Source organism: Agrobacterium sp. 22-221-1 (assembly GCF_053522445.1).
On sequence record NZ_JBNWCL010000005.1, the window covers coordinates 96,458 to 117,973 of the forward strand.

24 protein-coding genes are annotated in these 21,516 nt (G+C 60.5%); 14 read left to right on the forward strand and 10 right to left on the reverse strand.

From position 1 onward, the window contains the following. Nucleotides 1–68 precede the first annotated feature (68 nt). The 3 genes from lpxC (at nucleotide 69) to recN (ending at nucleotide 3,817) form a co-directional block, all read left to right on the forward strand. On the forward strand, nucleotides 69–1,028 hold the full coding sequence (gene lpxC, locus ACQZ5N_RS09495; RefSeq protein WP_448732764.1) for a UDP-3-O-acyl-N-acetylglucosamine deacetylase: 960 nt from the start codon (nucleotides 69–71) through the stop codon (nucleotides 1,026–1,028). Nucleotides 1,029–1,261: 233 nt separating this feature from the next. Continuing rightward, nucleotides 1,262–2,128, forward strand: a complete 867-nt coding sequence (locus ACQZ5N_RS09500) for an outer membrane protein assembly factor BamD (protein ID WP_448732765.1) — start codon at nucleotides 1,262–1,264, stop codon at nucleotides 2,126–2,128. A 15-nt stretch (nucleotides 2,129–2,143) separates the two neighbouring features. Further along, nucleotides 2,144–3,817: a DNA repair protein RecN gene (gene recN / locus ACQZ5N_RS09505; protein ID WP_448732766.1), complete on the forward strand. Its 1,674-nt coding sequence runs from the start codon at nucleotides 2,144–2,146 to the stop codon at nucleotides 3,815–3,817. Here the strand turns inward: recN and ACQZ5N_RS09510 are convergent. After that, a complete protein-coding gene (locus ACQZ5N_RS09510) occupies nucleotides 3,814–4,428 on the reverse strand; it encodes a LysE family translocator (protein ID WP_448732767.1) in 615 nt (204 codons plus the stop codon). The two genes, recN and ACQZ5N_RS09510, sit on opposite strands and share 4 nt — an antisense overlap. A gap of 131 nt (nucleotides 4,429–4,559) precedes the next feature. Between ACQZ5N_RS09510 and ligA the strand changes: the two genes are divergently transcribed. Beyond that, nucleotides 4,560–6,734 (forward strand): NAD-dependent DNA ligase LigA, encoded by a 2,175-nt coding sequence (gene ligA, locus ACQZ5N_RS09515; protein ID WP_448732768.1) that lies wholly within the window; start codon nucleotides 4,560–4,562, stop codon nucleotides 6,732–6,734. A 64-nt stretch (nucleotides 6,735–6,798) separates the two neighbouring features. Continuing rightward, nucleotides 6,799–7,692 (forward strand): aminoglycoside phosphotransferase family protein, encoded by an 894-nt coding sequence (locus tag ACQZ5N_RS09520; protein WP_448732769.1) that lies wholly within the window; start codon nucleotides 6,799–6,801, stop codon nucleotides 7,690–7,692. A gap of 6 nt (nucleotides 7,693–7,698) precedes the next feature. Here ACQZ5N_RS09520 and ACQZ5N_RS09525 read toward each other — a convergent pair whose 3' ends face one another. Next, nucleotides 7,699–8,232: a GNAT family N-acetyltransferase gene (locus tag ACQZ5N_RS09525; protein WP_020810271.1), complete on the reverse strand. Its 534-nt coding sequence runs from the start codon at nucleotides 8,230–8,232 to the stop codon at nucleotides 7,699–7,701. Between the two features lie 182 nt (nucleotides 8,233–8,414). Beyond that, nucleotides 8,415–9,344 (reverse strand): DMT family transporter, encoded by a 930-nt coding sequence (locus ACQZ5N_RS09530; RefSeq protein ID WP_448732770.1) that lies wholly within the window; start codon nucleotides 9,342–9,344, stop codon nucleotides 8,415–8,417. A gap of 198 nt (nucleotides 9,345–9,542) precedes the next feature. Between ACQZ5N_RS09530 and gcvA the strand changes: the two genes are divergently transcribed. From gcvA to ACQZ5N_RS09545, 3 genes are read left to right on the forward strand one after another with little or no spacing between them, the layout of a single operon-like run. Beyond that, a complete protein-coding gene (gcvA, locus tag ACQZ5N_RS09535; RefSeq protein ID WP_448732771.1) occupies nucleotides 9,543–10,445 on the forward strand; it encodes a transcriptional regulator GcvA in 903 nt (300 codons plus the stop codon). A gap of 43 nt (nucleotides 10,446–10,488) precedes the next feature. After that, nucleotides 10,489–11,097, forward strand: a complete 609-nt coding sequence (locus tag ACQZ5N_RS09540) for a 3'-5' exonuclease (protein ID WP_003522337.1) — start codon at nucleotides 10,489–10,491, stop codon at nucleotides 11,095–11,097. A gap of 46 nt (nucleotides 11,098–11,143) precedes the next feature. Next, nucleotides 11,144–11,635: a CreA family protein gene (locus ACQZ5N_RS09545; protein ID WP_020810267.1), complete on the forward strand. Its 492-nt coding sequence runs from the start codon at nucleotides 11,144–11,146 to the stop codon at nucleotides 11,633–11,635. A 34-nt stretch (nucleotides 11,636–11,669) separates the two neighbouring features. Here the strand turns inward: ACQZ5N_RS09545 and ACQZ5N_RS09550 are convergent, their stop codons facing one another. Then, nucleotides 11,670–12,137, reverse strand: a complete 468-nt coding sequence (locus tag ACQZ5N_RS09550) for a chemotaxis protein CheW (RefSeq protein ID WP_003522339.1) — start codon at nucleotides 12,135–12,137, stop codon at nucleotides 11,670–11,672. Between the two features lie 87 nt (nucleotides 12,138–12,224). Between ACQZ5N_RS09550 and ACQZ5N_RS09555 the strand changes: the two genes are divergently transcribed. The 3 genes from ACQZ5N_RS09555 to ACQZ5N_RS09565 all read left to right on the forward strand — a co-directional run bounded on the left by ACQZ5N_RS09555 (nucleotide 12,225) and on the right by ACQZ5N_RS09565 (nucleotide 14,235). Further along, nucleotides 12,225–12,521: a hypothetical protein gene (locus ACQZ5N_RS09555; protein ID WP_246666937.1), complete on the forward strand. Its 297-nt coding sequence runs from the start codon at nucleotides 12,225–12,227 to the stop codon at nucleotides 12,519–12,521. A gap of 141 nt (nucleotides 12,522–12,662) precedes the next feature. Next, a complete protein-coding gene (sco, locus tag ACQZ5N_RS09560) occupies nucleotides 12,663–13,262 on the forward strand; it encodes a cytochrome oxidase assembly protein Sco (RefSeq protein WP_003522341.1) in 600 nt (199 codons plus the stop codon). Nucleotides 13,263–13,356: 94 nt separating this feature from the next. Further along, nucleotides 13,357–14,235 carry a 50S ribosomal protein L11 methyltransferase gene (locus ACQZ5N_RS09565; protein ID WP_080853126.1) on the forward strand — a complete coding sequence of 293 codons (879 nt, stop codon included), beginning with the start codon at nucleotides 13,357–13,359 and terminating at the stop codon, nucleotides 14,233–14,235. 146 nt (nucleotides 14,236–14,381) lie between these two features. On the opposite strand, the gene ACQZ5N_RS09570 is transcribed toward ACQZ5N_RS09565, so the two are convergent. After that, nucleotides 14,382–14,555, reverse strand: coding sequence for a hypothetical protein (locus ACQZ5N_RS09570; protein ID WP_448732772.1), 174 nt, complete (start codon nucleotides 14,553–14,555; stop codon nucleotides 14,382–14,384). Nucleotides 14,556–14,848: 293 nt separating this feature from the next. On the opposite strand from ACQZ5N_RS09570, the gene ACQZ5N_RS09575 reads away from it, so the two are divergent. Further along, nucleotides 14,849–16,690 (forward strand): aminopeptidase P family protein, encoded by a 1,842-nt coding sequence (locus ACQZ5N_RS09575; protein ID WP_448732773.1) that lies wholly within the window; start codon nucleotides 14,849–14,851, stop codon nucleotides 16,688–16,690. Here ACQZ5N_RS09575 and ACQZ5N_RS09580 read toward each other — a convergent pair. Together ACQZ5N_RS09580 and ACQZ5N_RS09585 are read right to left on the reverse strand one after the other, a co-directional pair. Next, entirely contained in the window at nucleotides 16,687–17,001 is a 315-nt protein-coding gene (locus ACQZ5N_RS09580) for an AzlD family protein (protein ID WP_065655824.1), read from the reverse strand. The genes ACQZ5N_RS09575 and ACQZ5N_RS09580 overlap by 4 nt on opposite strands. Next, nucleotides 16,998–17,717, reverse strand: coding sequence for an AzlC family ABC transporter permease (locus ACQZ5N_RS09585; protein ID WP_448732774.1), 720 nt, complete (start codon nucleotides 17,715–17,717; stop codon nucleotides 16,998–17,000). The genes ACQZ5N_RS09580 and ACQZ5N_RS09585 overlap by 4 nt, the downstream gene beginning before the upstream one ends. Nucleotides 17,718–17,900: 183 nt before the next feature. Between ACQZ5N_RS09585 and ACQZ5N_RS09590 the strand changes: the two genes are divergently transcribed. Beyond that, complete coding sequence (locus tag ACQZ5N_RS09590) at nucleotides 17,901–18,137, forward strand: DUF2164 domain-containing protein (protein ID WP_448732775.1); 237 nt, start codon at nucleotides 17,901–17,903, stop codon at nucleotides 18,135–18,137. Nucleotide 18,138: 1 nt separating this feature from the next. Here ACQZ5N_RS09590 and pncA read toward each other — a convergent pair whose 3' ends face one another. Continuing rightward, complete coding sequence (gene pncA, locus ACQZ5N_RS09595) at nucleotides 18,139–18,765, reverse strand: bifunctional nicotinamidase/pyrazinamidase (protein ID WP_448732776.1); 627 nt, start codon at nucleotides 18,763–18,765, stop codon at nucleotides 18,139–18,141. 457 nt (nucleotides 18,766–19,222) lie between these two features. Here pncA and ACQZ5N_RS09600 point away from each other — a divergent pair, with 457 nt between their 5' ends. After that, nucleotides 19,223–20,509 (forward strand): tlde1 domain-containing protein, encoded by a 1,287-nt coding sequence (locus ACQZ5N_RS09600; protein ID WP_448732777.1) that lies wholly within the window; start codon nucleotides 19,223–19,225, stop codon nucleotides 20,507–20,509. Between the two features lie 53 nt (nucleotides 20,510–20,562). Here the strand turns inward: ACQZ5N_RS09600 and ACQZ5N_RS09605 are convergent, their stop codons facing one another. Then, nucleotides 20,563–20,988 carry a DMT family transporter gene (locus tag ACQZ5N_RS09605; RefSeq protein ID WP_020812062.1) on the reverse strand — a complete coding sequence of 142 codons (426 nt, stop codon included), beginning with the start codon at nucleotides 20,986–20,988 and terminating at the stop codon, nucleotides 20,563–20,565. Further along, nucleotides 20,985–21,467 (reverse strand): DMT family transporter, encoded by a 483-nt coding sequence (locus ACQZ5N_RS09610; protein WP_020812061.1) that lies wholly within the window; start codon nucleotides 21,465–21,467, stop codon nucleotides 20,985–20,987. Before ACQZ5N_RS09610 ends, ACQZ5N_RS09605 begins: the two co-directional genes overlap by 4 nt. Nucleotides 21,468–21,516 lie beyond the last annotated feature (49 nt).

The window sequence follows — 21,516 nt, forward strand, 5'->3', positions numbered from 1 at the left end:
TTGCCAAACCGGCTCGAAAACTTGAACGGCGCTCAAACGGCGCGGTTTGCAAAACAAGGCATATTCGCATGACTATCGGACTGCTCGGATTTCAGACAACTATCGCAAATGCTGTTCAGCTCAAAGGCATTGGCGTGCATTCCGGCAATCCGGTCTCGATGACCTTCCAGCCCGCAGAAGCCGGAACGGGCATCGTCTTCCACCGCCTTCATGACAATGGCAGCGTTACCGAGTTGAAGGCGGTTTCGGCCAATGTCGGCAATACCGACCTGTGCACCGTGCTCGGCCGTTCGCTTTCCCAGTCGGTGGCGACGATCGAGCACGTCATGGCTGCCATCTACGCCATGGGCCTCGATAACCTCATCGTTGAAGTCGACGGTCCTGAAGCGCCGATCATGGACGGCAGCTCCGCACCTTTCATCGAAGCGATCGAATCGGTCGGCATCAAGAGCCTCGGCGTGAAGCGCCGCTATATTCGCGTCATCAAGCCGGTGCGTATCGATTCGGGCGCGTCCTGGGCGGAGTTCCGTCCCTATGACGGTACTCGCTTTGAGGTTGACATCGATTTCGACACGCCGCTGATCGGCAAGCAGTCCTGGAAGGGCGACCTGACGGCGGATACGTTCAAGAACGAGCTGTCGCGCGCCCGCACCTTCGGCTTCATGCGTGATGTGGAGCGCCTGTGGGCCGCCGGTTATGCGCTCGGCTCCTCGCTTGAGAACTCGGTCGTCATCTCCGACGACAACAGCGTCATCAACATGGAAGGCCTGCGTTACGCCAAAGACGAATTCGTTCGTCACAAGACGCTGGACGCCGTGGGCGACCTGGCGCTTGCCGGCGCACAGTTCATCGGCTGCTACCGCTCCTATCGCGGCGGCCACAAGGTCAATGCGAATGCGCTAAAGGCGCTTTTGAGCGACCGCACCGCCTATGAGATCGTTGAAGCGCCGGCCGCCCGCAACCAGATGGTGCGCGCCCGCGAATTCGTTGCGGTCAACATGCCGGAATTCGCACCCTGGTCTGCGTGAATTCCTTCGCAGGCTATCAATTGACAGAAAAAGCCGCTCCCTTTGGGGCGGCTTTTTCGCGATGCGAACAGGAAGTTGCGTAATATCGCCTGATATTCATGCGATTGCACGGGTCGATGCCATAAAAATGCGTTAATGCGTCATCATTGCGTTGCCCTGCGGATGCTTTTATGGCTAGAACGCCAGTGCAAAGCCGATGCTTATGTATTTGCGCGGGAAGTGGGAACTGTCGAATGAAGCATGTAGGGTCTGGTGCAATGAAGGGTACGATTCGGGGGATCGCCGTCTCGTTGATGTTGGTCGGCGCGAGTGTCGCCGTCACGGCCTGCCAGTCCGATCCGGATATCGACATCACCAAGCTCGGCGTCGAGACCGATCCGCCGGATGTTCTGTACAAGCAGGGGCTTGCCAACATGAACGCCGGTAACATGACGGAAGCCTCACGCAAGTTCGAGGCTATCGACAAGCAGTACCCCTTCACCGAATGGGGCCAGAAGGCGCTGGTGATGCAGACCTTCATTGCCACGCGCACCAACAAGAACGATGTGGCCATTACCAACGGCAGCCGGTTCCTGCGCCAATATCCGCGCTCCAAGGATGCCGCTTACGTTCAGTACATGATCGGTCTTGCCTATTCCAAGCAGATTTCCGACGTGACGCAGGACCAGCGCGCTGCACAGCGCACCGTCGAGGCGATGAACAAGGTCGTCAACGACTATCCCGATTCGGAATATGTCGCCGATGCGCAGGCCAAGATTCGTTTCGCCCGCGACCAGCTCGCCGGCCGCGAAATGCAGGTCGGACGTTATTATCTTGAGCGCAAGGAATACCTCGCCGCCGTTTCGCGTTTCCGCATCGTCGTCGAGCAGTACCAGAACACCAACCAGATCGAGGAAGCGCTGGCGCGTCTGACGGAAGCCTATTATGCGATGGGCCTGGTGGACGAAGCGCAAACCGCGGCCGCCGTTCTCGGCAACAACTATCCTGACAGCCAATGGTATTCGGATTCCTACAAGCTGCTGAAGGGCAGCGGGCTGGAGCCGCGGGAAAACAAGGGGTCCTGGATTTCGCGCGCCGGCAAGAAGCTCATCGGCGCCTGAGACGGGGCATAGGCCATGCTGGTCCAGCTCTCGATTCGCGATATCGTTCTCATCGAAAGGCTCGACCTCGGTTTCGAGGCGGGCCTTTCCGTGTTGACGGGCGAGACGGGTGCGGGCAAATCCATTCTTCTCGATAGTCTCTCGCTCGCGCTTGGCGGCCGTGGCGATGGCGGCCTTGTGCGGCACGGGGAAGAGAAGGGGCAGGTCACCGCCACCTTCGAAGTCCCCAACAATCACCCGACACGGCTTCTCCTGCGTGAAAACGGTCTCGACGACGATGGCGACCTGATTTTCCGCCGGGTGCAATCCTCTGACGGTCGCACCAAGGCCTATATCAACGATCAGGCCATCAGCGTGCAGATGATGCGCCAGCTCGGGCAATTGCTGGTCGAGATTCATGGTCAGCATGATGATCGCGCGCTTGTCGATACCGATGCACACCGCACGCTGCTGGATGCCTTTGCCGGGCTGAGCGATGAGGCTCGCGGCGTTCAAGGCCTATACCGCACTTGGAAGGACGCCGAGCGTGCCCTGAAGACGCATCGCGCCAAGGTGGAGGCGGCAGCGCGCGAGGCGGATTACCTTCGCTCCTCCGTCGAGGAACTGGAAACGCTCTCGCCGCGCGACGGTGAAGAGGACGAGCTGGCCGAACGCCGGGCGGTGATGCAGAAATCCGAACGCATTGCCGGCGATATCGCCGAGGCAAGCGAGTTTCTGAACGGCAATGCCTCGCCCGTGCCTGTCATCGCGTCGATGATGCGGCGTCTGGAGCGCAAGAGCCACGAAGCGCCGGGATTGCTGGAAGACACGGTGCAATTGCTGGACGCCGCGCTCGACAGCCTTTCCAATGCGCAGATGGAAGTGGAGGCGGCGCTGCGCCGCACCGAATTCGATCCGCGTGAGCTGGAGCGGGTGGAGGAGCGACTGTTTGCGCTACGTGCTGCCGGGCGCAAATACAATGTCGCCGTACCCGATCTGCCGGCTCTCGCCGAAAAAATGGTGGCCGATCTCGCCGATCTCGATGCCGGCGAAGAAAAGCTCGGCAAGCTCGAGGCCAATCTCGGCGTGGTGAAGGCCGATTTCGACCGTGCCGCGCAATCGCTTTCCGACAAACGCCGCCATGCGGCGGATGCGCTTTCTAACGCGGTGATGGCAGAACTGCCGGCGCTGAAGCTGGAGCGGGCGCGGTTTACCGTCGAGGTGACCTCCGATGCCGAACAGGCGACGGCCGACGGCATCGACACGGTGGAATTCCACGTCCAGACCAATCCGGGCACACGGCCGGGACCGATCATGAAGGTGGCCTCGGGCGGTGAATTGTCCCGCTTCCTGCTGGCGCTGAAAGTGGCGCTGGCGGATCGCGGTTCGGCACCGACCTTGGTGTTCGATGAAATCGATACGGGTGTCGGCGGCGCGGTGGCGGATGCTATTGGCCAGCGCCTGCGCCGCCTGTCGAAAACCGTGCAGGTTCTGTCCGTTACCCATGCGCCGCAGGTGGCGGCACGGGCGGCGACTCATCTTCTCATTTCCAAAGGCCCATCCGGCGACGGCAGCGAGCGTATCGCCACGCGCGTGGCCACCATGGAGCCGAAACACCGTACCGAAGAGATTGCCCGCATGCTTGCCGGTGCATCGGTGACGGACGAGGCGAGGGCTGCAGCGGCTCGCCTGCTTGCCGCCAAGGATTAACGGCTGACGGCCACCGCGACGCCGGAGCCGATCATGATCCCGCCTGCCGCCCGGTTCACCCTGCGGATGATTTTCGGCTCCCGCAGCAGTTTTCTCGTTCGTACGGCGAGAAGAACGTGACCGCCAATAACAATCGCCTCCACCGCGATGATGACCGTTGCCAGGGCAGCAAGGTGATCGATCGTCAGTGAAGCGCCGACAACGTTCGGCAGCAGCGCGACGTAAAAGAGCGGCATTTTCGGATTGCCGAGATTGAGCGCGGTTCCAGTTGCGAATAGCGAGATGAGGCTACGCCCGGCACTCACCGGCTGCAGATCGGGAACGATAGGTTCCGCCGTCCAGAGCCTGATGCCTATCCACACCAGATAGGCTGCACCGCCATAGCGCAGTACCGCCATGAGAGTTCCCATTTCGGCGGCGAGTATGGACAGGCCAAAGGCTGCAAGTGTGAGGAAGATCAAAATTCCGGCCACGGTTCCCGCGCCATAGGCGAGGCCGGAGGCGGCGCCATGGGTGATCGTGCGGGCAACGATCGTCATATTGTCCGGTCCGGGGCTGGCTGCGAACACAAAGAAGGCTGCCGCAAAGGCAATGAGGGTCGTGACGTCCATGGGAGGCTCCGGCATCTGTTTCATCCGGATGTTCAGAATAGCGGATTCCTGCCTGTTGAAAAGCGAGGATGGTTTTGCGTTTGGCAATAATTCGCTAAAAGCATTGCAGATTCATCCGTGAGGCTTCTCCCATGTCGAAAGACCAGATTCCCGTCGAAAACCTGACCGAGCTTGAAGCCTCTTCCGAGCTTGCGTTTCTGGCGGCCGAACTTGCGCGCCATGATGCGCTTTACCATGGCAAGGATGCGCCGGAGATTTCGGATGCGGACTACGACGCGCTGAAGCGTCGCAACGATGCGATCGAAGCGGCTTTCCCGGCGCTGGTGCGGGCCGACAGCCCGTCGAAAAAAGTCGGCTTCGCGCCGCTTCCGACCTTTGCGCCCATCGTGCATGCGCGGCCGATGCTGTCGCTCGACAACACGTTTTCGGAAGAGGATCTGCGGGATTTCGTCAGTTCCGTCTATCGCTTCCTCGGGCATCTGCCGGACGATTCCATCGCCTTCACCGCCGAGCCGAAGATTGACGGGCTTTCCATGTCGATCCGCTATGAGAACCGCAGGCTGAAGACGGCGGCGACGCGCGGTGATGGCACGACGGGCGAGAATGTCACCGCCAATATCAGGACCATCAAGGAAATTCCGAACGAGCTGCCCGCCGATGCGCCCGATGTGGTGGAAGTACGCGGCGAGGTCTATATGGCCAAGAGCGACTTTCTGGCGCTCAATGCCCAGATGGAGGCCGAAGGCAAGCAGACCTATGTGAACCCGCGCAACACGGCATCCGGTTCGCTGCGCCAGCTCGACGCCAATGTGACGGCGAAACGCAAGCTGCGGTTCTTCGCCTATGCGCTGGGCGAGGTTTCGAATGGCGGCCAGCCGGCGCGGATCGCGGATACGCAATATGGCATCGTCGAGAAATTCCGGGAGTGGGGATTTCCGGTCAACCCGCTGATGAAGCGATTCACCTCCGCCGAGCAATTGCTTGAGCATTATAATGAAATTGGCGTCGCGCGGCCCGATCTCGATTACGATATCGATGGCGTGGTCTATAAGGTCGACCGGCTCGATCTGCAGGAAAGACTTGGCTTCCGCTCGCGCAGCCCGCGCTGGGCCACCGCCCATAAATTTCCGGCCGAGCAGGCCTTTACCACCGTCGAGAATATCGAAATCCAGGTGGGGCGCACCGGTGCTTTGACGCCGGTGGCGCGTCTCACCCCGATCACTGTTGGCGGTGTCGTCGTCACCAATGCGACGCTGCATAATGCCGATTATATCGAAGGCATCGGCAATAGCGGCGAGCGTATCCGCCCGGAGGACCACGATATCCGCATCGGCGATACGGTGATCGTGCAGCGCGCCGGCGATGTCATTCCGCAGGTGCTGGACGTGCTTCTGGAAAAGCGCCCGGCTGATGCGGTGAAATATGCGTTCCCGGAAAAATGTCCGGTCTGCGGCAGCCATGCGGTGCGGGAGCGTAATGAAAAGACCGGCAAGCTCGATTCGGTCACGCGTTGCACGGGCGGGTTCGTTTGCCGCGCGCAGGCGGTGGAGCACCTGAAACATTTCGTCTCGCGCAATGCCTTCGATATCGAAGGGCTGGGCACCAAGCAGATAGACTTCTTCTTCGAAAGCGACGATCCGGCGCTCTCGATCAAGACCGCGCCCGAGATTTTCACCCTGAAGGCGCGGCAGGAAGCCTCGCATCTGACCAAGCTTGAGAATATCGACGGCTTCGGCAAGGTCAGCGTCAGAAAGCTGTTCGACGCCATCGATGCCCGCCGCGAGATCGATCTCCACCGGCTGATCTTCGCGCTCGGCATCCGCCATGTGGGTGAGACCACGGCGAAGCTTCTGGCGCGCTCCTATGGCACTTATGAACATTTCGAAGAGAGCATGAAGGCGGCGGCCGATCCGGCGAGCGATGCCTGGGCCGAACTCAATAGCATCGACGGTATCGGCGAGGTGGTGGCCCGCGCCATCATCGAATTCTACAAGGAGCCGCGCAATCTCGATGTCATCGACCGGCTGATACGGCAGCTTCGCCCGAAGGAAGCCGAAAAGCCCTCGACCGATGGCAGTCCGGTGGCGGGCAAGACGGTGGTGTTTACCGGCTCGCTGGAAAAATTCACCCGTGACGAGGCGAAGGCGCGCGCCGAAAGCCTCGGCGCGAAAGTGGCCGGCTCGGTTTCCAAAAAGACCGATATTCTGGTGGCAGGGCCGGGGGCGGGTTCCAAGCTTGCCAAGGCGACGGAACTGGGTGTGCAGACTATGGACGAGGACGAGTGGCTGGCCCTGATCGGCGGCTGATACACCGTCATGGCAATGTTGTTCTCTGCCGCTAGAGCTTTGCGCCTGACACGGAGAGCACAGCATGGATGACCGCATTGTCGTCAGTACAGAGCAGGTCCGGGCGCTGGTTGACAGCCAGTTTCCGCAATGGGCGGGGTTAAATATCCGACCGGTGGAACTGAGCGGCTGGGACAATCGCAGCTTCCGTCTTGGCGACGACATGCTGATCCGCATGCCAAGTGCCGCCCGGTATGTTGCGCAGGTCGAGAAGGAGCATCGGTGGTTGCCGGCGCTTGCGCCGCTCCTGCCTTTTCCGATCCCTGCGCCATTGGCGCTCGGGCAGCCGGGACAGGGTTATCCGTTCCGCTGGTCCGTCTATCGCTGGCTTGAGGGCGAACCGCTCGCCCGGGATCTGGATCGCGTTGATCTTTCAACCATCGCCATCGATGTTGCCGCGTTTTTAAGGGCATTGCACGGGGTGGATGCTTCGGATGGCCCACCCGCAGGTGCGCATAATTTCCATCGCGGCGGCTCGCTTTCGGTCTATGACGGGGAGGCGAAGGCTTCGGCGGTGCGGCTTGCCGATGAGGTGGATCAGGTGTTGGCCATGGAGATATGGCAGCTTGCGCTTTCGAGCCATTGGCGGAAGCAGGGTGTGTGGGTGCATGGAGACATCGCCGAGGGCAATCTGCTGGTGAAGGACGGCCGGCTTTCGGCCGTCATCGATTTCGGTAGTTCCGGCGTCGGCGATCCGTCTTCCGATCTCATCCTCGCCTGGAATGTGCTCGATGCGGAAAGCCGCGCCGTTTTTCGCCGGGCGCTGGAGCTGGATGAGGCGACATGGCAGCGCGGGCGTGGCTGGGCGCTGTGGAAGGCTTTGATCGTGCTGGATGCGGAGCGCGGACGTAACGACAAAATGGCCGAATGGTCGCGGCGGACCATTCGGGAAGTGTTTGCGGATCACCTGGACAACTGACCGGAACTATCGAAGACGCGCCATCACGTGGGCATCGACGTATTTCCCGTCACGATAGGCGTCGTTGCGCAGGGTGCCTTCACGTTCGAAACCGAATTTCTCGTAGAGCCGGATTGCCGGGAGATTGTCGGTGAATACGTTGAGCTCGATGCGGCGTATATCGTGCCAATTGTCGGCCGTGTCGATCAACGCCGTGAGGATATATGATCCGACGCCCTTGCCCGCAAAATCGTCGTGAACACTGATCACCAGATCGGCGATGTGGGACTGCCTTCCCGCCCTGCGAAACAGTCCTGCATTGGCAACGATCTTTCCACGCCATTCGCCAACGATGGCGATATCGTTCGGGCCGCGGTTTTCCATCGATTTTCGCGTTTTTTCAACGGACTGAAACGGCTGTCGGAGCGTGCCGTGACGGACGCCGGGCAGGTTGAACATTTCGGTCAGGGCTTCGGCATCGTCCAGACGCGCCGCACGCAGGACGACTTCGTTCAAGCTGAATTGCGAATCTTCACTATCGGCAAATTTCATGTTCTGCATGCCTGTCTCCTTGGGCGTATGGGAGCAGGTTTGCGGACCCTGCTCTAGTGGCAGGGTGGAAATGGATCGCTTAACGCGACGACATACCTCTGCCTGCCGGGTGGCCGGTGATGGTATGGCGACGGGTGATGTTCTGTTTCGTTGCGATCATGCGCGCAGAATGCTTTTGCCGCATGACCCTGTCAAGCGGGTGCGTTGCGCAGCAGGCTTCTTAGTTTTGCCGGCAGCCTGCCGTCGATCGCCGCAAGACCGGCGGCGATCATTGCCATGCCGGCGAAGTGCTTCATCTCCAGTTGCTCGCCGAGAAGCAGCGAACCGAGCAGGATGGCGCTGACGGGAATGAGGAAGGTGACGAGGGCGAGGTTGGTGGCGCCGGCGCTGGCGAGGATGCGGAAGAAGATCAGATAGGCGAGCGCTGTCGACAAGAGGGCGATGCCGACAAGCGCGCCCCAGGTGCCGACGCCCGGCATGGCGAGCGTCCATGGCTTATCGATGAGAAGGGCGGCCGGGATGAGCATCAGTGTCGAAGACGAAATCTGGCCGGTGGCGGTCATCAGCGGCGGCACGCCCATGGCCTTGAAACGGCGGCCGAATATGCCCGCGAAAGAATAGGAGATGGCCGCGCCGAGAATGGCGATCTGGCCCCAGAGGCCGGATGAGCCGGTGAAGGCGGCCGGGCCGATCATGGTCGCCACGCCGGCAAAGCCGATCAGCACGCCGGTGAGCTTGTTGCCGGTCATCTTCTCGTCGGCGGTGAGAAAATGCGCGACAATGACGGTGAAGAGGGGCGTGGTGGCATTGAGGATCGAGGCTAGTCCGCTGGCAATGTGGGTCTGACCCCAGACGATCAGGCAGAAGGGGATGATGTTGTTGAGCAGACCCATGCCGAAAAAGGCGCGCCACACCGCCCATTCACGCGGCAGGCGAAGGCCCATGATGCGGCAGACGATGAGAAGCGCGATTGCCGCCAGGCTGACGCGCAGGGTGACGATGGTGACGGGGGGAAGTTCCTTGACGGCGATGCCGATGAAAAAGAACGATCCGCCCCAGAGAAGCGAAAGCGCGACAAGCATCGCCCATTCACTGGCATCCATCTGTTTCTGTATCGCCATCGTCATCTCCCAAAAGCATGAGTATCGACATGATCGCAGGCGGGTTCGCCGCCATCCACCCGATATCGGTTGAGTTTAGCTCAAACTGGAAATGGGTGGTTTTCACTGCGTTTCAGGTCTTGTTGTGTCTATTTACTCCCTGTTTTATGATGTTTTCAAACGATTGTTTCTCGTTCGATAATTGAGGTGAGCTAAACTATGGCAGCCGAACTTCCTTCTTTGAAAGGGTTGCAGGCCTTCGAGGCCGCGGCACGGTATCGCAGCGTCACGCTTGCTTCCAATGAGTTGAATGTCACGCCCGGTGCGGTCAGCCTGCAAATCCGGGAATTGGAGGCGCGCCTTGGTGTGCAATTGTTTTTCCGCAAGCCGCGCAGCATCCAGCTGACGCGCGAGGGGGAGCGTTATTACGGGGCGCTTCGCACCGCCTTCCGGATGATGCGCGAGGCGACGGCCGAACTGACGGCGCGTTCCGAGATCACGGTTCTGACGCTGAGTTGCACGCCGACCTTCGCCGTACAATGGCTGATGCCGCGATTGCCTGCCTTCCAGCAGCAACATCCGCATGTGGATGTCCGCATCAGCGTGACGAACCGGCTGGTGGATTTTTCGAGGGATGATGTCGATCTGGCGGTACGGCACGGGTTCGGTCGGTATGAAGGGCTGGAGAGCATCCGCTTCATCGATGACGGCACCCTGCCGGTCTGTTCGTCGCAGCTTCTGGAAAAATATGGGCCGCTTCAGGAGGCGGGGGAGCTCAAATCCATTCCGCTTCTGCACGATGAAAACCGCAATGAATGGCGGCGCTGGCTGGAGGCCGCGGGGGCTTCGGATGTCGATGCCTCCGGCGGCACCGTCTTCATCGACAGCAATGGTGCGCTGGATGCGGCCAAGGCCGGGCACGGTATTGCGCTGACCCGGCGTTCGCTGGTTTCCCGCGAGCTTGCGGAAGGTGCATTGATTGCGCCCTTCGGCAAGGACATGGCCAGCACGCTCGCCTATTTCCTCGTTTATCCGCGGCGGATGCTTGATAATCCCGATCTGGTGACGCTCATCGACTGGATGCTTTCGGAGGCGGGTTCTGCCGAGGCCGGTTCTCTTTGACGTCAATCCGGTCTATGCCGGAATGAAACAACGGGAATCACTCTTGAAAACCATCGCCATCGATTTCGAGACCGCCAATGAGGAACGGGGCAGCGCCTGCTCCGTCGGGCTTGCGTGGATAGAGGGCGGCGAGATCGTTCGCGTCGAGGAACGGCTGATCCGGCCGAAGGACATGCGGTTTTCGCCCTTCAACATCGCCGTGCATGGCATCCGCCCGGCCGACGTCGAAGATGCGCCGGAATTTCCCGAGGTGATGGAGGAGTTCATCGACGACTTCCACGGCGCCACCATGATCGCCCATAATGCCGCCTTCGATTTCAGCGTCATGCGGGCGTCCTTCGATAAATACCGGCAGTCCTATCCCGATCTTTCCTATCTGTGCAGCGTCAAGATCGCCCGGCATGTCTGGCCCAATCTGGCCTCGCACAAGCTGAATGTCATCGCCCATCATCTCCAGCTGCGTTTCGTGCATCACAATGCCGCCGAGGATGCCGTCGTCTGCGCGGCCGCTTCGATTGCGGCGGCCAAGGCCTTGCGCGTCGCCCATATTCGCGATCTGCCGGAAAAGATCGGCATGGTCGCGGGGCGTCTCACCTCCACCGGTTACCAGCCCTGCAGCATGAAAAAACGCGCCGTCTCCCGGGTTGCGTAACCGTTCCGCGCACTTATGTTTGAAATAGCGTAACGGAGAAGATGCGATGACGATGAAAACTCTGTCGGGTTTGTTTGCGGGCTTTCTGGCATTGCTTCCGGTGACAGCGGCGCATTCGCAGGTGGTCGGTGAGGTCGGTGTCGACTGGATCGGCAACGACATCGTCATCGAGGCGATCGCCGATCCGAAGATCAAGGGCGTGACCTGCCATGTGACCTATTTCGAGCGCGGCGTCATCGACCGCCTGAAGAACGGCAACTGGTTCGAAGACCCTTCCAACAACGCTATTTCCTGCAGCCAGACGGGACCGGTGGAGATCGGCGATATCGATCTCTCCAAGGGCGGAGAGGAAGTGTTCCGGCAGGGCATGTCGCTGGTCTGGAAGAAGCTCGTCGTCAGCCGCGTCTATGACAGGGCGAACGATACGCTGATCTATCTGGTGCATGCGCGGGAGCTGACCGACGGTTCTGCCAAGATGGCGATTTCCACGGTGCCGCTCTATAACCAGCAGGTCACATGGCAAAAGGGCAAGCCGTAAGGCTCGCCCCTCGCAATTGCGTATAGATGCCTGATCAGGCCGCTTCGCGTGCCAGCTCGTCCGCAATCACGGTGTCGAGGTTGAGGAAGCAGACCATGCTCTTTTCCAGCGCCACGATGCCGCGGCAGAAGCTGCGCTGCTCTTCCGGAATGATATCGGGCGCGGGCTGCAGGTCTTCGGAGCGGATGGTCATCATGTCGGAGACCTGTTCCACCAGGAGGCCGACCAGCTTGCCGCCGATATCGGTGACGATGATGGCGGAGCGTTCGGACGGTTCGGTCATCTTCATGCCGAGGCGGCCGGCCATGTCGATGACGGGAATGACGGCGCCGCGCAGGTTGATGAGGCCGAGAACATAAGGCGGGGTGTGCGGCATCGGGGTAACCGGCGCCCAGCCGCGGATTTCGCGGATCGCCATGATGTCGATGCAGAATTCCTGATCGCCCAGATGGAAGGAAACGATTTCGAGATATGCGCCGGATTGCTTGATGGCGTTGGACATGACGGCAGGTTTCCTCTGATGGCTCTCTAACAGGCCCGCGCAGGATTGAGCTTTATGCGGTGGCCGGAGAATGGACCGGGAGACATCATGTCGAGGCTTAAAAACCGCTATGGTCATAATGCACAGCAAGATTTTAAACTTTCCCTAACAATTGCTGCTGCCCCGCCGGCAAAACCCAGTATTTTGGCGGTTTTCGCGCTCACGCAAACAGGTTATGATGGGCATATGAACGCACTCGTTTCCCATCCACTGAAGTTTATTCTGGCTAGTCTTGCCGCTGTGGCCTCGCTTGCCATCGTGCTTCTTGCCTTTGACGGCTGGGTGCGGCACGGCACGGATATTTTCCTGTCCACGGTACAGAGCGGCATCGCCTGGTGCCTGTGACGCGTTTTCCGGCTGCGGATTTGTGACAAATCAGCGCGGTTCCCGCAAATACGCCCAGTTGATTTGCCGTCCCCGTCGCCTTTCGTTATCTGTCTGCCAGGGCCTGCGATATGCCGCCGGCTTTCGGGGTAGGATTGGACAATGAGAAATATTCGCATCGTATTGTGGGCTGTCGTGCTCGTTCTCGCCGGTGTCGTCAGCTGGTTGACGATCGAAATGACGAAGACGCGTAATGAAATGGTGGAGACGGCCTATGGCGTGCCCTTCCAACTCACGGCGCAAAACGGCCAGCCGATCACCGAAAAGGCGTTTCAGGGCAAGCCGACAGCGCTGTTCTTCGGTTTCACCCATTGCCCGGAAGTTTGCCCGACAACCCTTTTCGAGCTGAACGGCTGGATGGAGAAGGTGGACCCGGCCGGCGACAAGCTGCAGGCCTATTTCGTCTCCGTCGATCCCGAGCGCGATACGCCTGAGATCATGCAGCAATATGTCTCCAACGTCTCGAAGCGCATCACCGGCATCACCGGACCGGCCGACAAGATCGCCGAAACGCTCAAGGGCTATCGCATCTATGCCAAGAAGGTGCCGGTGGACGAGAAGGATCCGAATGGCGATTACACCATGGATCATACGGCGTCCGTCATCCTGCTCGATGCCAATGGCCGGTTTTCCGGCACCATTGCCTATGGTGAAAACCCTGAAGTCGCCGAGCAGAAGCTTCAGAATCTTCTGAAGGGCTGATAGAGGCGGCATAATTGCGCCTGGCTTATTGGACTGGCCGAGGTTTTGTGGCAAAGGCAAGAACAATAACCTCATCCAGAGAAAGCAGCCCGCCGTGAGCGAAATCCGACTTTACGTCACCACGACCGAAATCCAGGCGGGTGAAATCCTCGATCTCATGTCGGACTATTTCGGCGAGGAGGATGTCGCGATTGCCACGACCGAGGTGGATGAGAAGCGCGATATCTGGGAAGCCTCGGTCTATCTGATGGCCGAGCAGGAGGAAGAGTTCCGCGAGCGTGTCAGCGCCCTGCTTGCTCCCGCCTTTCCCGATCTCGTGATCGAGAAGGAGACCGTTCCGGATGTCGACTGGATCGCCAAGTCGCTCGAGGGGCTGAAGCCTGTCAGGGCAGGGCGTTTCATCGTCCATGGCGCCCATGATCGCGACAAGGTGCGGGCGAACGATCTGGCAATCGAAATCGAGGCGGGACAGGCTTTCGGCACCGGCCATCACGGCACGACGGCCGGCTGCCTTGAGATGATCGAGGAGGTTCTGCGGGCGCGGACCGTGCGCAATGCGCTTGATCTCGGCACCGGCAGCGGCGTTCTGGCGATTGCGGTGCGCAAGATGCGCCCCATTCCCGTGCTGGCGACGGATATCGACCCCATCGCCGTCAAAGTGGCGAAGGAGAATGTGCGGCTGAACGGCATCGTCTCCGGGATGGCGCTGGAGACCGCGCCGGGCTTCCACTCGGACGCCTTCCGCAAGCATGGCCCGTTCGATCTCATCATCGCCAATATTCTGGCACGGCCGCTCATCAAGATGGCGCCGCAGCTCGTCACGCATCTGGCGCCCGGCGGCACCGTCATCCTGTCGGGCATTCTGGCGTCGCAGCGCTGGAAGGTGCTTTCCGCCTATAATGGCGCCCGGCTTTCCCATGTCCGCACCATCTGGCGCAACGGCTGGGTCACGCTGCATCTGCGCAGGGACTGAATCAGCGGCAACATCCCTTTCGGGCAAAAGAAAAGGCGGCGCTTTCGCGCCGCCTGGAAACCCGCGAGCATGGGAGGAGCTTGCTCAAGCGGGTCGACGTATTCCTGTTCGGCGCGGTGGAGGGAGGATCGCCGCGCCGGACGTCATCAGAATACGTAGCTGGACTTTGCCTTGCGACGCAGATCGGCGCGGTTCATGCCGAGCGCTTCCAGCGACTTGTCGTCGAGGTTCAGAAGGGCGGCGTTGACATGGTGGCTGACCTGACGCTCGCGTGCTTCAACGACGCGATCGAAGGCGGTGCGGAGGAAAGATTTTGCCATTGCTTCAAATCCTTGTTTGCCAGGAGAGTGTCTCTCTCGCTGTGTTGATGTGAAGATAAGCGATGTGTTTTTGTTTAGTTAGAGGGGATATCTCAGGGTAGATATGCATTTAATGCATGTCACTTTGCCTTGAGTATTACTTATTTCGCAAAATATGCACAATTTATCGCCGCAATCCGCTCTGTCATATATGGCTTGAAACCGGCTTTGTCCGCGTGGCATTGTCGTTGCGCGCCAATGATTTGACGGCGCGGACGAACAGCTTTTCTCATGACAGTTCCCGAAAGACGCCCATGTTCCAGACCTTCGAAAACAAATCCGCGCCGCAATTTGGCAAGGCCCGCGTCGAGGCGCTGCGCGCCGGTTTCGATGCCCTTGGTATCGACGGTTTTCTGGTGCCGCGCGCCGATGAATATCAGGGGGAATATGTGCCGGAGTGCGCCGAGCGCCTGTCCTGGCTGACCGGCTTTACCGGTTCCGCCGGCATTGCGCTGGTGACGCGCACGGAGGCGGTGGTTTTTGTCGATGGCCGTTATACGACGCAGCTCAAGTCGCAGGTCGATCAATCGATCTTCAGCGGCGGCGATCTGGTTGGCGCGCCGCCCTCCGTCTGGCTGGCCGAACATGCTCCACAGGGTTTCCGGCTCGGTATCGATCCGTGGCTGCACACCGGCGCGGAGTTGAAGCGGCTGGAAAAGGTGCTTGCCGGCAAGGGCGGTTCGGTCGTTCTCCTGGAAAAGAACCCGCTCGATGCCCTGTGGCAGGACCGTCCCTCCGAGCCGCTGGAGCCCGTCGTTATCCAGCCCGAGGCCTTTACCGGCAAGCTGGCGAAGGAAAAGATCGCCTCGCTGGCGGAGACGGTCTCGGCAAAGGGCGCGGATGCCCTGCTGGTCACCGATCCGTCGTCCATCGCCTGGATTTTCAATGTTCGCGGCAATGACGTGCCGCATACGCCGCATCCGCTCGCCCGCGCCATCATCTATGCCGACGGCAGGGCGGATATTTTTCTCGACAAGCGCAAGACCGGCATCGAGACTGAGGCCTATCTGGCGCAGCTCTCGACACAATTGCCGCCGTCGAAGATCGCTGACCGTCTGCATGCAATCGCCAGCGCCAAGGGCCGCGTCATGGTGGATGCCGATCTGACCCCGGTGGCGCTGACCGGCGCAATCACGGCGGCGGGCGGCTCGCTTATCGAGGAGGCCGATCCCGTTCGCCTGCCGCGCGCGCGCAAGAACAAGGCGGAGCTTGCCGGCTCGGCAGCCGCCCATGTGCAGGATGGCGCGGCCATGGTCGAATATCTCTGCTGGCTGGACCGCCAGCAGCCGGGCAGCGTCACCGAAATCGCCGCCGTCAAGGCGCTGGAGGCCGCTCGGGTCAAGGTGGGGCAGGGGTTGCAAAACCCGCTCAAGGACGTGTCTTTCGATACGATTTCAGGTGCCGGCGAACATGCCGCCATCATCCATTACCGCGTCACCACCGATACCGACCGCACGCTTGCGGACGGCGAGATGTTCCTCGTCGATTCTGGCGCGCAATATGTCAACGGCACCACGGATATCACCCGTACCGTCGCAATCGGTGCCGTTCCGGAAGAGCAGAAGCGTTTCTTTACACTGGTGCTGAAGGGCATGATCGGCATCAGCACCGCACGGTTTCCGAAGGGAACACGCGGTTGCGATCTCGATCCGCTGGCGCGCATCGCGCTCTGGAAGGCAGGAGCGGATTACGCCCATGGCACCGGCCACGGCGTCGGCTCCTATCTTTCGGTGCATGAGGGGCCGCAGCGCATTTCGCGGCTTTCGACGCAGGAGCTTCTGCCTGGCATGATCCTGTCCAACGAGCCGGGTTATTACCGGCCCGGCGCTTTCGGCATCCGCATCGAGAACCTCATCTATGTACGCGAGGCGGAAGAGGTCGCCGGCGGCGACCAGCCGATGTTCTCCTTCGAGACGCTGACCTGGTGCCCCATCGACCGCAGGCTGGTCGTCGCCGCTCTCCTGACCGATGAAGAACTGGGCTGGCTGAACGCCTATCACGCCGGGGTTCTGGAGAAGCTTTCTCCCTTGATCACCGACGAGGAGGTTAAGGCGTGGCTCGTTGCCGCGACGAAGCCATTGGAGCGGGTCGCTTAGAGCAGCCCGAAATGCCTGATGGCGATGACGATGGCCCAGCCGACGGCGAGCATCGTCAGGCCGGGAAAGCGCAGGCAGACCAGAAGCGCTGCCACCATGCCGATCTTCACCTCGTATCCGCCTTCGAAAAAGGCGGGTGCGACGAGCGTGGTCAAAACCGCGACGGGAACGGCGTTCAGTCCCGCCTCCATGCGCGGCGGGATGGATTTCATCCGCGTCATCAGTACATAACCGCCGATGCGGGTGAGATAGGTGGCGATGGCGGCGAGCGCGATCAGGATCAGCGTATCGGTGTGCAGCATGTCGCTCATGGCGTTTCCACCCCGCTTTCAGAATTCGCCGGGTCGTTCGGCTTCGGTGGATAGAGGACCGCGACGAGAATTCCGGCGACGGCGCCGAGGCTGACATGCCACGGCGAACCGACGATGTGATAGGCAACCGTTGCACCAACCGCGCTTGCCAGCATGACAGGGTAGAAGTTCTCCCGCTGGCGGAAGCTCAAGACCATGCCCATGAAATAGATCGGCAGCAGCACATCGAGACCGATGGCTTTGGGATCGCCGACCATATTGCCGAGCGACGCGCCGAGAATGGTCATGGCCAGCCACAGCACATAGACCGGCGCTGCAAAGCCCATGTACCAGGAAAAGCCGACTGTGCCGGTATTTTCGTATTTCCTGACCGATTCGGCGAATTGCGGATCGACCAGCACGAAGAAGCCCGCAGCCTTTTGCAGGAAAGACCAGTTCGAGATCATCCGGGCAATGGCGGCCGAATAGAGGATATGGCGGAAATTGACGGCGAAGACGGAAAGAACGATCAGCCAGGGGGCAACCTTCTGGCCGAACAATTCGATACCCACGAGCTGGCTCGCGCCCGCATAGACGGTGCCGCTCATGATCGTGGCTTCGGTGACGCTCAGCCCGTTATCGACTGCGACCGCGCCGAACAGCGCACCGAAGGGGGCGGCGGAGAGGGCGATCGGGAAACCGCTCTTCAATCCCTCGCGAAAATCTGCATTGAACATTTCTGGAAACTCCTTGCCCGCCGCTCTATCGCCGTCCCGTCCGGCTGACAAACGAATTGCATGAATGGATCGATTGATTCCCTTGAAGCTTCCGTTACGGTAACGCCCCATATGGCCGGTGCCGGACGGATGGTTTCACCGCCTTCCTCCCGTACCCCTCAACAGTCAGACGATGGAAGATCGATGCTGGAAAAGCAGGAAAGGGCCGCCCTGGCCGCACGTATCCGGGACTATCTTGCCCGGGAGACCGAAGCCGAGATCGGCCATCTGCAGGCGGAAATCTTCGTGGATTTTCTGGCCGAGGAGCTGGGGCATGTTTTTTATAATGAGGGGCTCAGGGATGCGCATGCCGCGATCCTGAGACGCCTTGAGGATGCAGCAGGCGATATCGACGTGCTGGAGAAGCCGAAGCCGCGCTAAACTAGTCCCGCAATATGTCGCGGCTTTTGAGAATGGCCGCGCCTTTTTCCCGCATCGTCGAAATCGCGGCCTTGATACCCTGCGGATCGATGCCGCGGCTGGCATCTTCGATGAAACGGACATTCACACCGGGCAGCATGTCGAGGGCATCGATCACCGAAAAACTGACGCAATAATCGGTGGCAAGGCCGCAAACGTCGAGTTGCGTGACACCCTGACGGCTCAGATAATCGGCCAGTCCCGTCGTTGCCCCCTGATCATTGTCGCGAAAGGCGGAATAGCTGTCGACGGCGGGGTTTTCGCCCTTCTGCTGAATATAATCGAAGGCATCCGTCTTGAGGTCGGGATGGAATTCCGCATCCGGCGTGCCCTGCACACAATGGTCAGGCCACATCATCTGCGGTTTACCGGAGAGTTCGCCCATGTCGAAGGGCTTCTTGCCGGGATGCTGCGAGGCGAAGCTGCCGTGATTTTCCGGGTGCCAGTCCTGCGAGGCGACGATGAGATCGTAGCCGCCATTGTCGATCAGGGCATTGGCGATGGGCACGACCCTGTCGCCATCGGCAACGGCCAGATTGCCGCCCGGGCAAAAACCGTTCTGGATATCGATGAGCAGCAGCGCCTTCATGATGTGCCTCCCTTTTTAGGGCAGGATGCCAAGCCGGCTTTAACGGATCAAGCCCCTTTCGACCTATCCGGCAGGCACGGGTGTTTCGGGCAGGGGCTTGCCCTGTCGCAGTCCTGCCGCATTTGCAGCAAATTTCCGGCCAAGTCGGAATTTACCTGACAATGCGGCGACGGAAATTTTTTAGGCCGATGACGACCCTTTAAGGGGCATTTCCCGGGAAGATGCAGTGCGGATGCACGCAGTACCCGCGCAAGTCATTGTTTTGCCTTCGCCTTACAATGCGCAGACCTTAACGAATTATTTTTGCAGGGACTCGTAAACACTTTGGTTACCATAATTCGTCATGCTTCGAACCAGTCAGTTCCGAAACCGGCGTGGTGTTTGCCCGCCCTTCGGATGTCCCAAAATCCCTCCGGCGTCGGCCGGGTGTGCGTGAACGGTTCGAGTAACGAGTATCATGGCGTTTTCTGCTGCGGCCTATAATGGCGCCGGTCTTGCCGGTTCGTCTTCCGTCAAGAGAGGCAAATCCTTCGCGTTCGGCCGAATGTCCGCCCTCCTTGGCGGCGGCGCCTTTGCCGGCCTTTTCGCCTTCGCCGCCTTTGCCTCGCTGCACAGCATGGCCGCCGCTTCGCATGGTGTCGGGCAGTTTGAAAAGACGCTGGTGACGCGATTTGCTTCCACGGAGACGGCAATTGCCCACGCGGCTGCGCGGGATATTCACGTGCGCAAGTTTTCCCGCCTGAGCGACCACAGCCATGGCCAGCAGAAGGCGGTTCGCCTCGCTGGCATCATGCCCGAGATCGGTGCAAAGGAATTCGGCGAGCGCTTCGGCGCGGCTGCCAACGCAAAAGGGCCGGCGACCGTGAAGCAGCTTGCCGCGCTCAAGCCGTCGGCGATCGTCGATTCGGCCCTGGGTCGCACCTCCGAGGTTGCCTATCAGAGCGCCGTTCCGCAGCACCCGGCATTTGAAGTGGCGCTGGCGCGGCCGCAGATCGAGGAAGAGGCAAGCAGCCTGCTGCCCGATGATGTGCCGCTGCCGAGCTTCCGTCCCGAGGTGGCGACGGCTCAGACGGTCGAGCCGTCACCGCGTCCCGCGACATCGTCCAAGACCGAGGAACATGTTCCGGCCGTCGCTTCGGCGCCGGCTTTCGATGCGCCGGTTCCCCTTCGCGCGCCTGCGCCGCCGAAGCAGAGCACCGGCGCCATGCTCGCCTTTGCAAAACCTGACAATCCGATGCGTGAGCCGAGCAAGATGGATGCGGTTCCGTGGCCGGATCGCGGTAACGGCACGGCCATCTACGATATTTCCTCCGGCGTGGTGCACATGCCGAATGGCGAGAAGCTCGAAGCGCATTCCGGCATCGGCAAGATGCGCGACAACCCCGATTACGTGCATGTGAGAATGCGCGGTTCGACGCCGCCTTCCAGCTATCGTCTGACGATGCGCGAGGCGCGGTTCCATGGCGTCGAGGCCATTCGCCTGACGCCGGAAAACGGCGTCAACCCGCACGGCCGCGACGGTCTTCTGGCGCATACCTACATGCTGGCGAAACGCGGCGAATCGAATGGCTGCGTGGTGTTCCGGGATTACCCGCGCTTCCTTGCGGCCTTCAAGCGCGGCGAAGTCAAGCGCATGGTGGTGGTGCCGAAGTTGAACGGCAACCGGCCGACACTTGCAAGCAGCGGCGGTAAAAGCGGCGGCAAGACCCTGCTCGGCATGTTTTCGCGCGGCAGCGATTCCTGAGCTTTCCGCATTTTCCTGACGTAAAACCGCTGCGCACTTTTACTGGAAATGCTCTAGCGACCGCGCCGCTGTGTCAGCACCATGCCGGCGAAGATGAGCAGGATGCCGAGTGCGCTCGCCCAGAGTTTCGGCGGATGATCGCCGAAAAGATCGAGAACCACGCCTGAGACCATCTGGCCGCTGATGACCAGAAGGGCGGTATTGACCGCACCGATGCGCGGAATGAGCCAGCTTCCCGAAGCGATGAAGACGACACCGATCGGCCCGCCGATAAAGGCAAGCCAGGGCGCATCGGCCGCGCCCGGCGGAATGAGGCCGCCGACGATGAGGCCGATGACCGTCAGCACGGCAAAACCGACAATGTGGTTCCAGAACGATGCGATGAGCGGCGAGTTGGACAGGCTGAGGCGGCCGTTGATCTGGCGGCTCAGCGCCACGAAGACGCCGCCGGTAAAGGCCATGGCGATCCAGACGATCATGCCGTTCTCCCGACAAGGATGATGAGCGCGCTACCGCACAGGATCAGCGCCACAGCCGCCATGTCCCGCAGGTCCGGCTTTCTTCTGGGCAGGCCGAAGAGGCCGAAAAGATCCGCGAGAAGACTGAAGATCACCTGTCCGCCAAGCCCGAGCGCGATGGTGCCGGAAAGCGCCAGCGGCGAATTGACGGCGGTGGAGGTGAGGATGACGATGGCCGCACCCACGACGCCGCCGCAATAGGCCCAGAGCGGCGCTTTCGGTTTTTCTGCCGCGCCCGCGTCTTTCTTCGGACGCATGATGGCGAGATAGATCAGCGCCGCCACCGTGCCGGTGCCATGCGCCGTCCAGGAGGAAAACAGCGCATTGCCGTAATGGGCAAGCTGACCGTTGAAATGCACCATCAATGTCAAAAGGCAGCCGCTGGCGAAGGCGGCGGCAAGATGCAGCGGGTTGAGGCGTGGATGCGTCGTGTCTGTCATGGCGGGCCGGAAAGCTGAAGATGGAGACGAGCTTTAGCCCATATGTGCC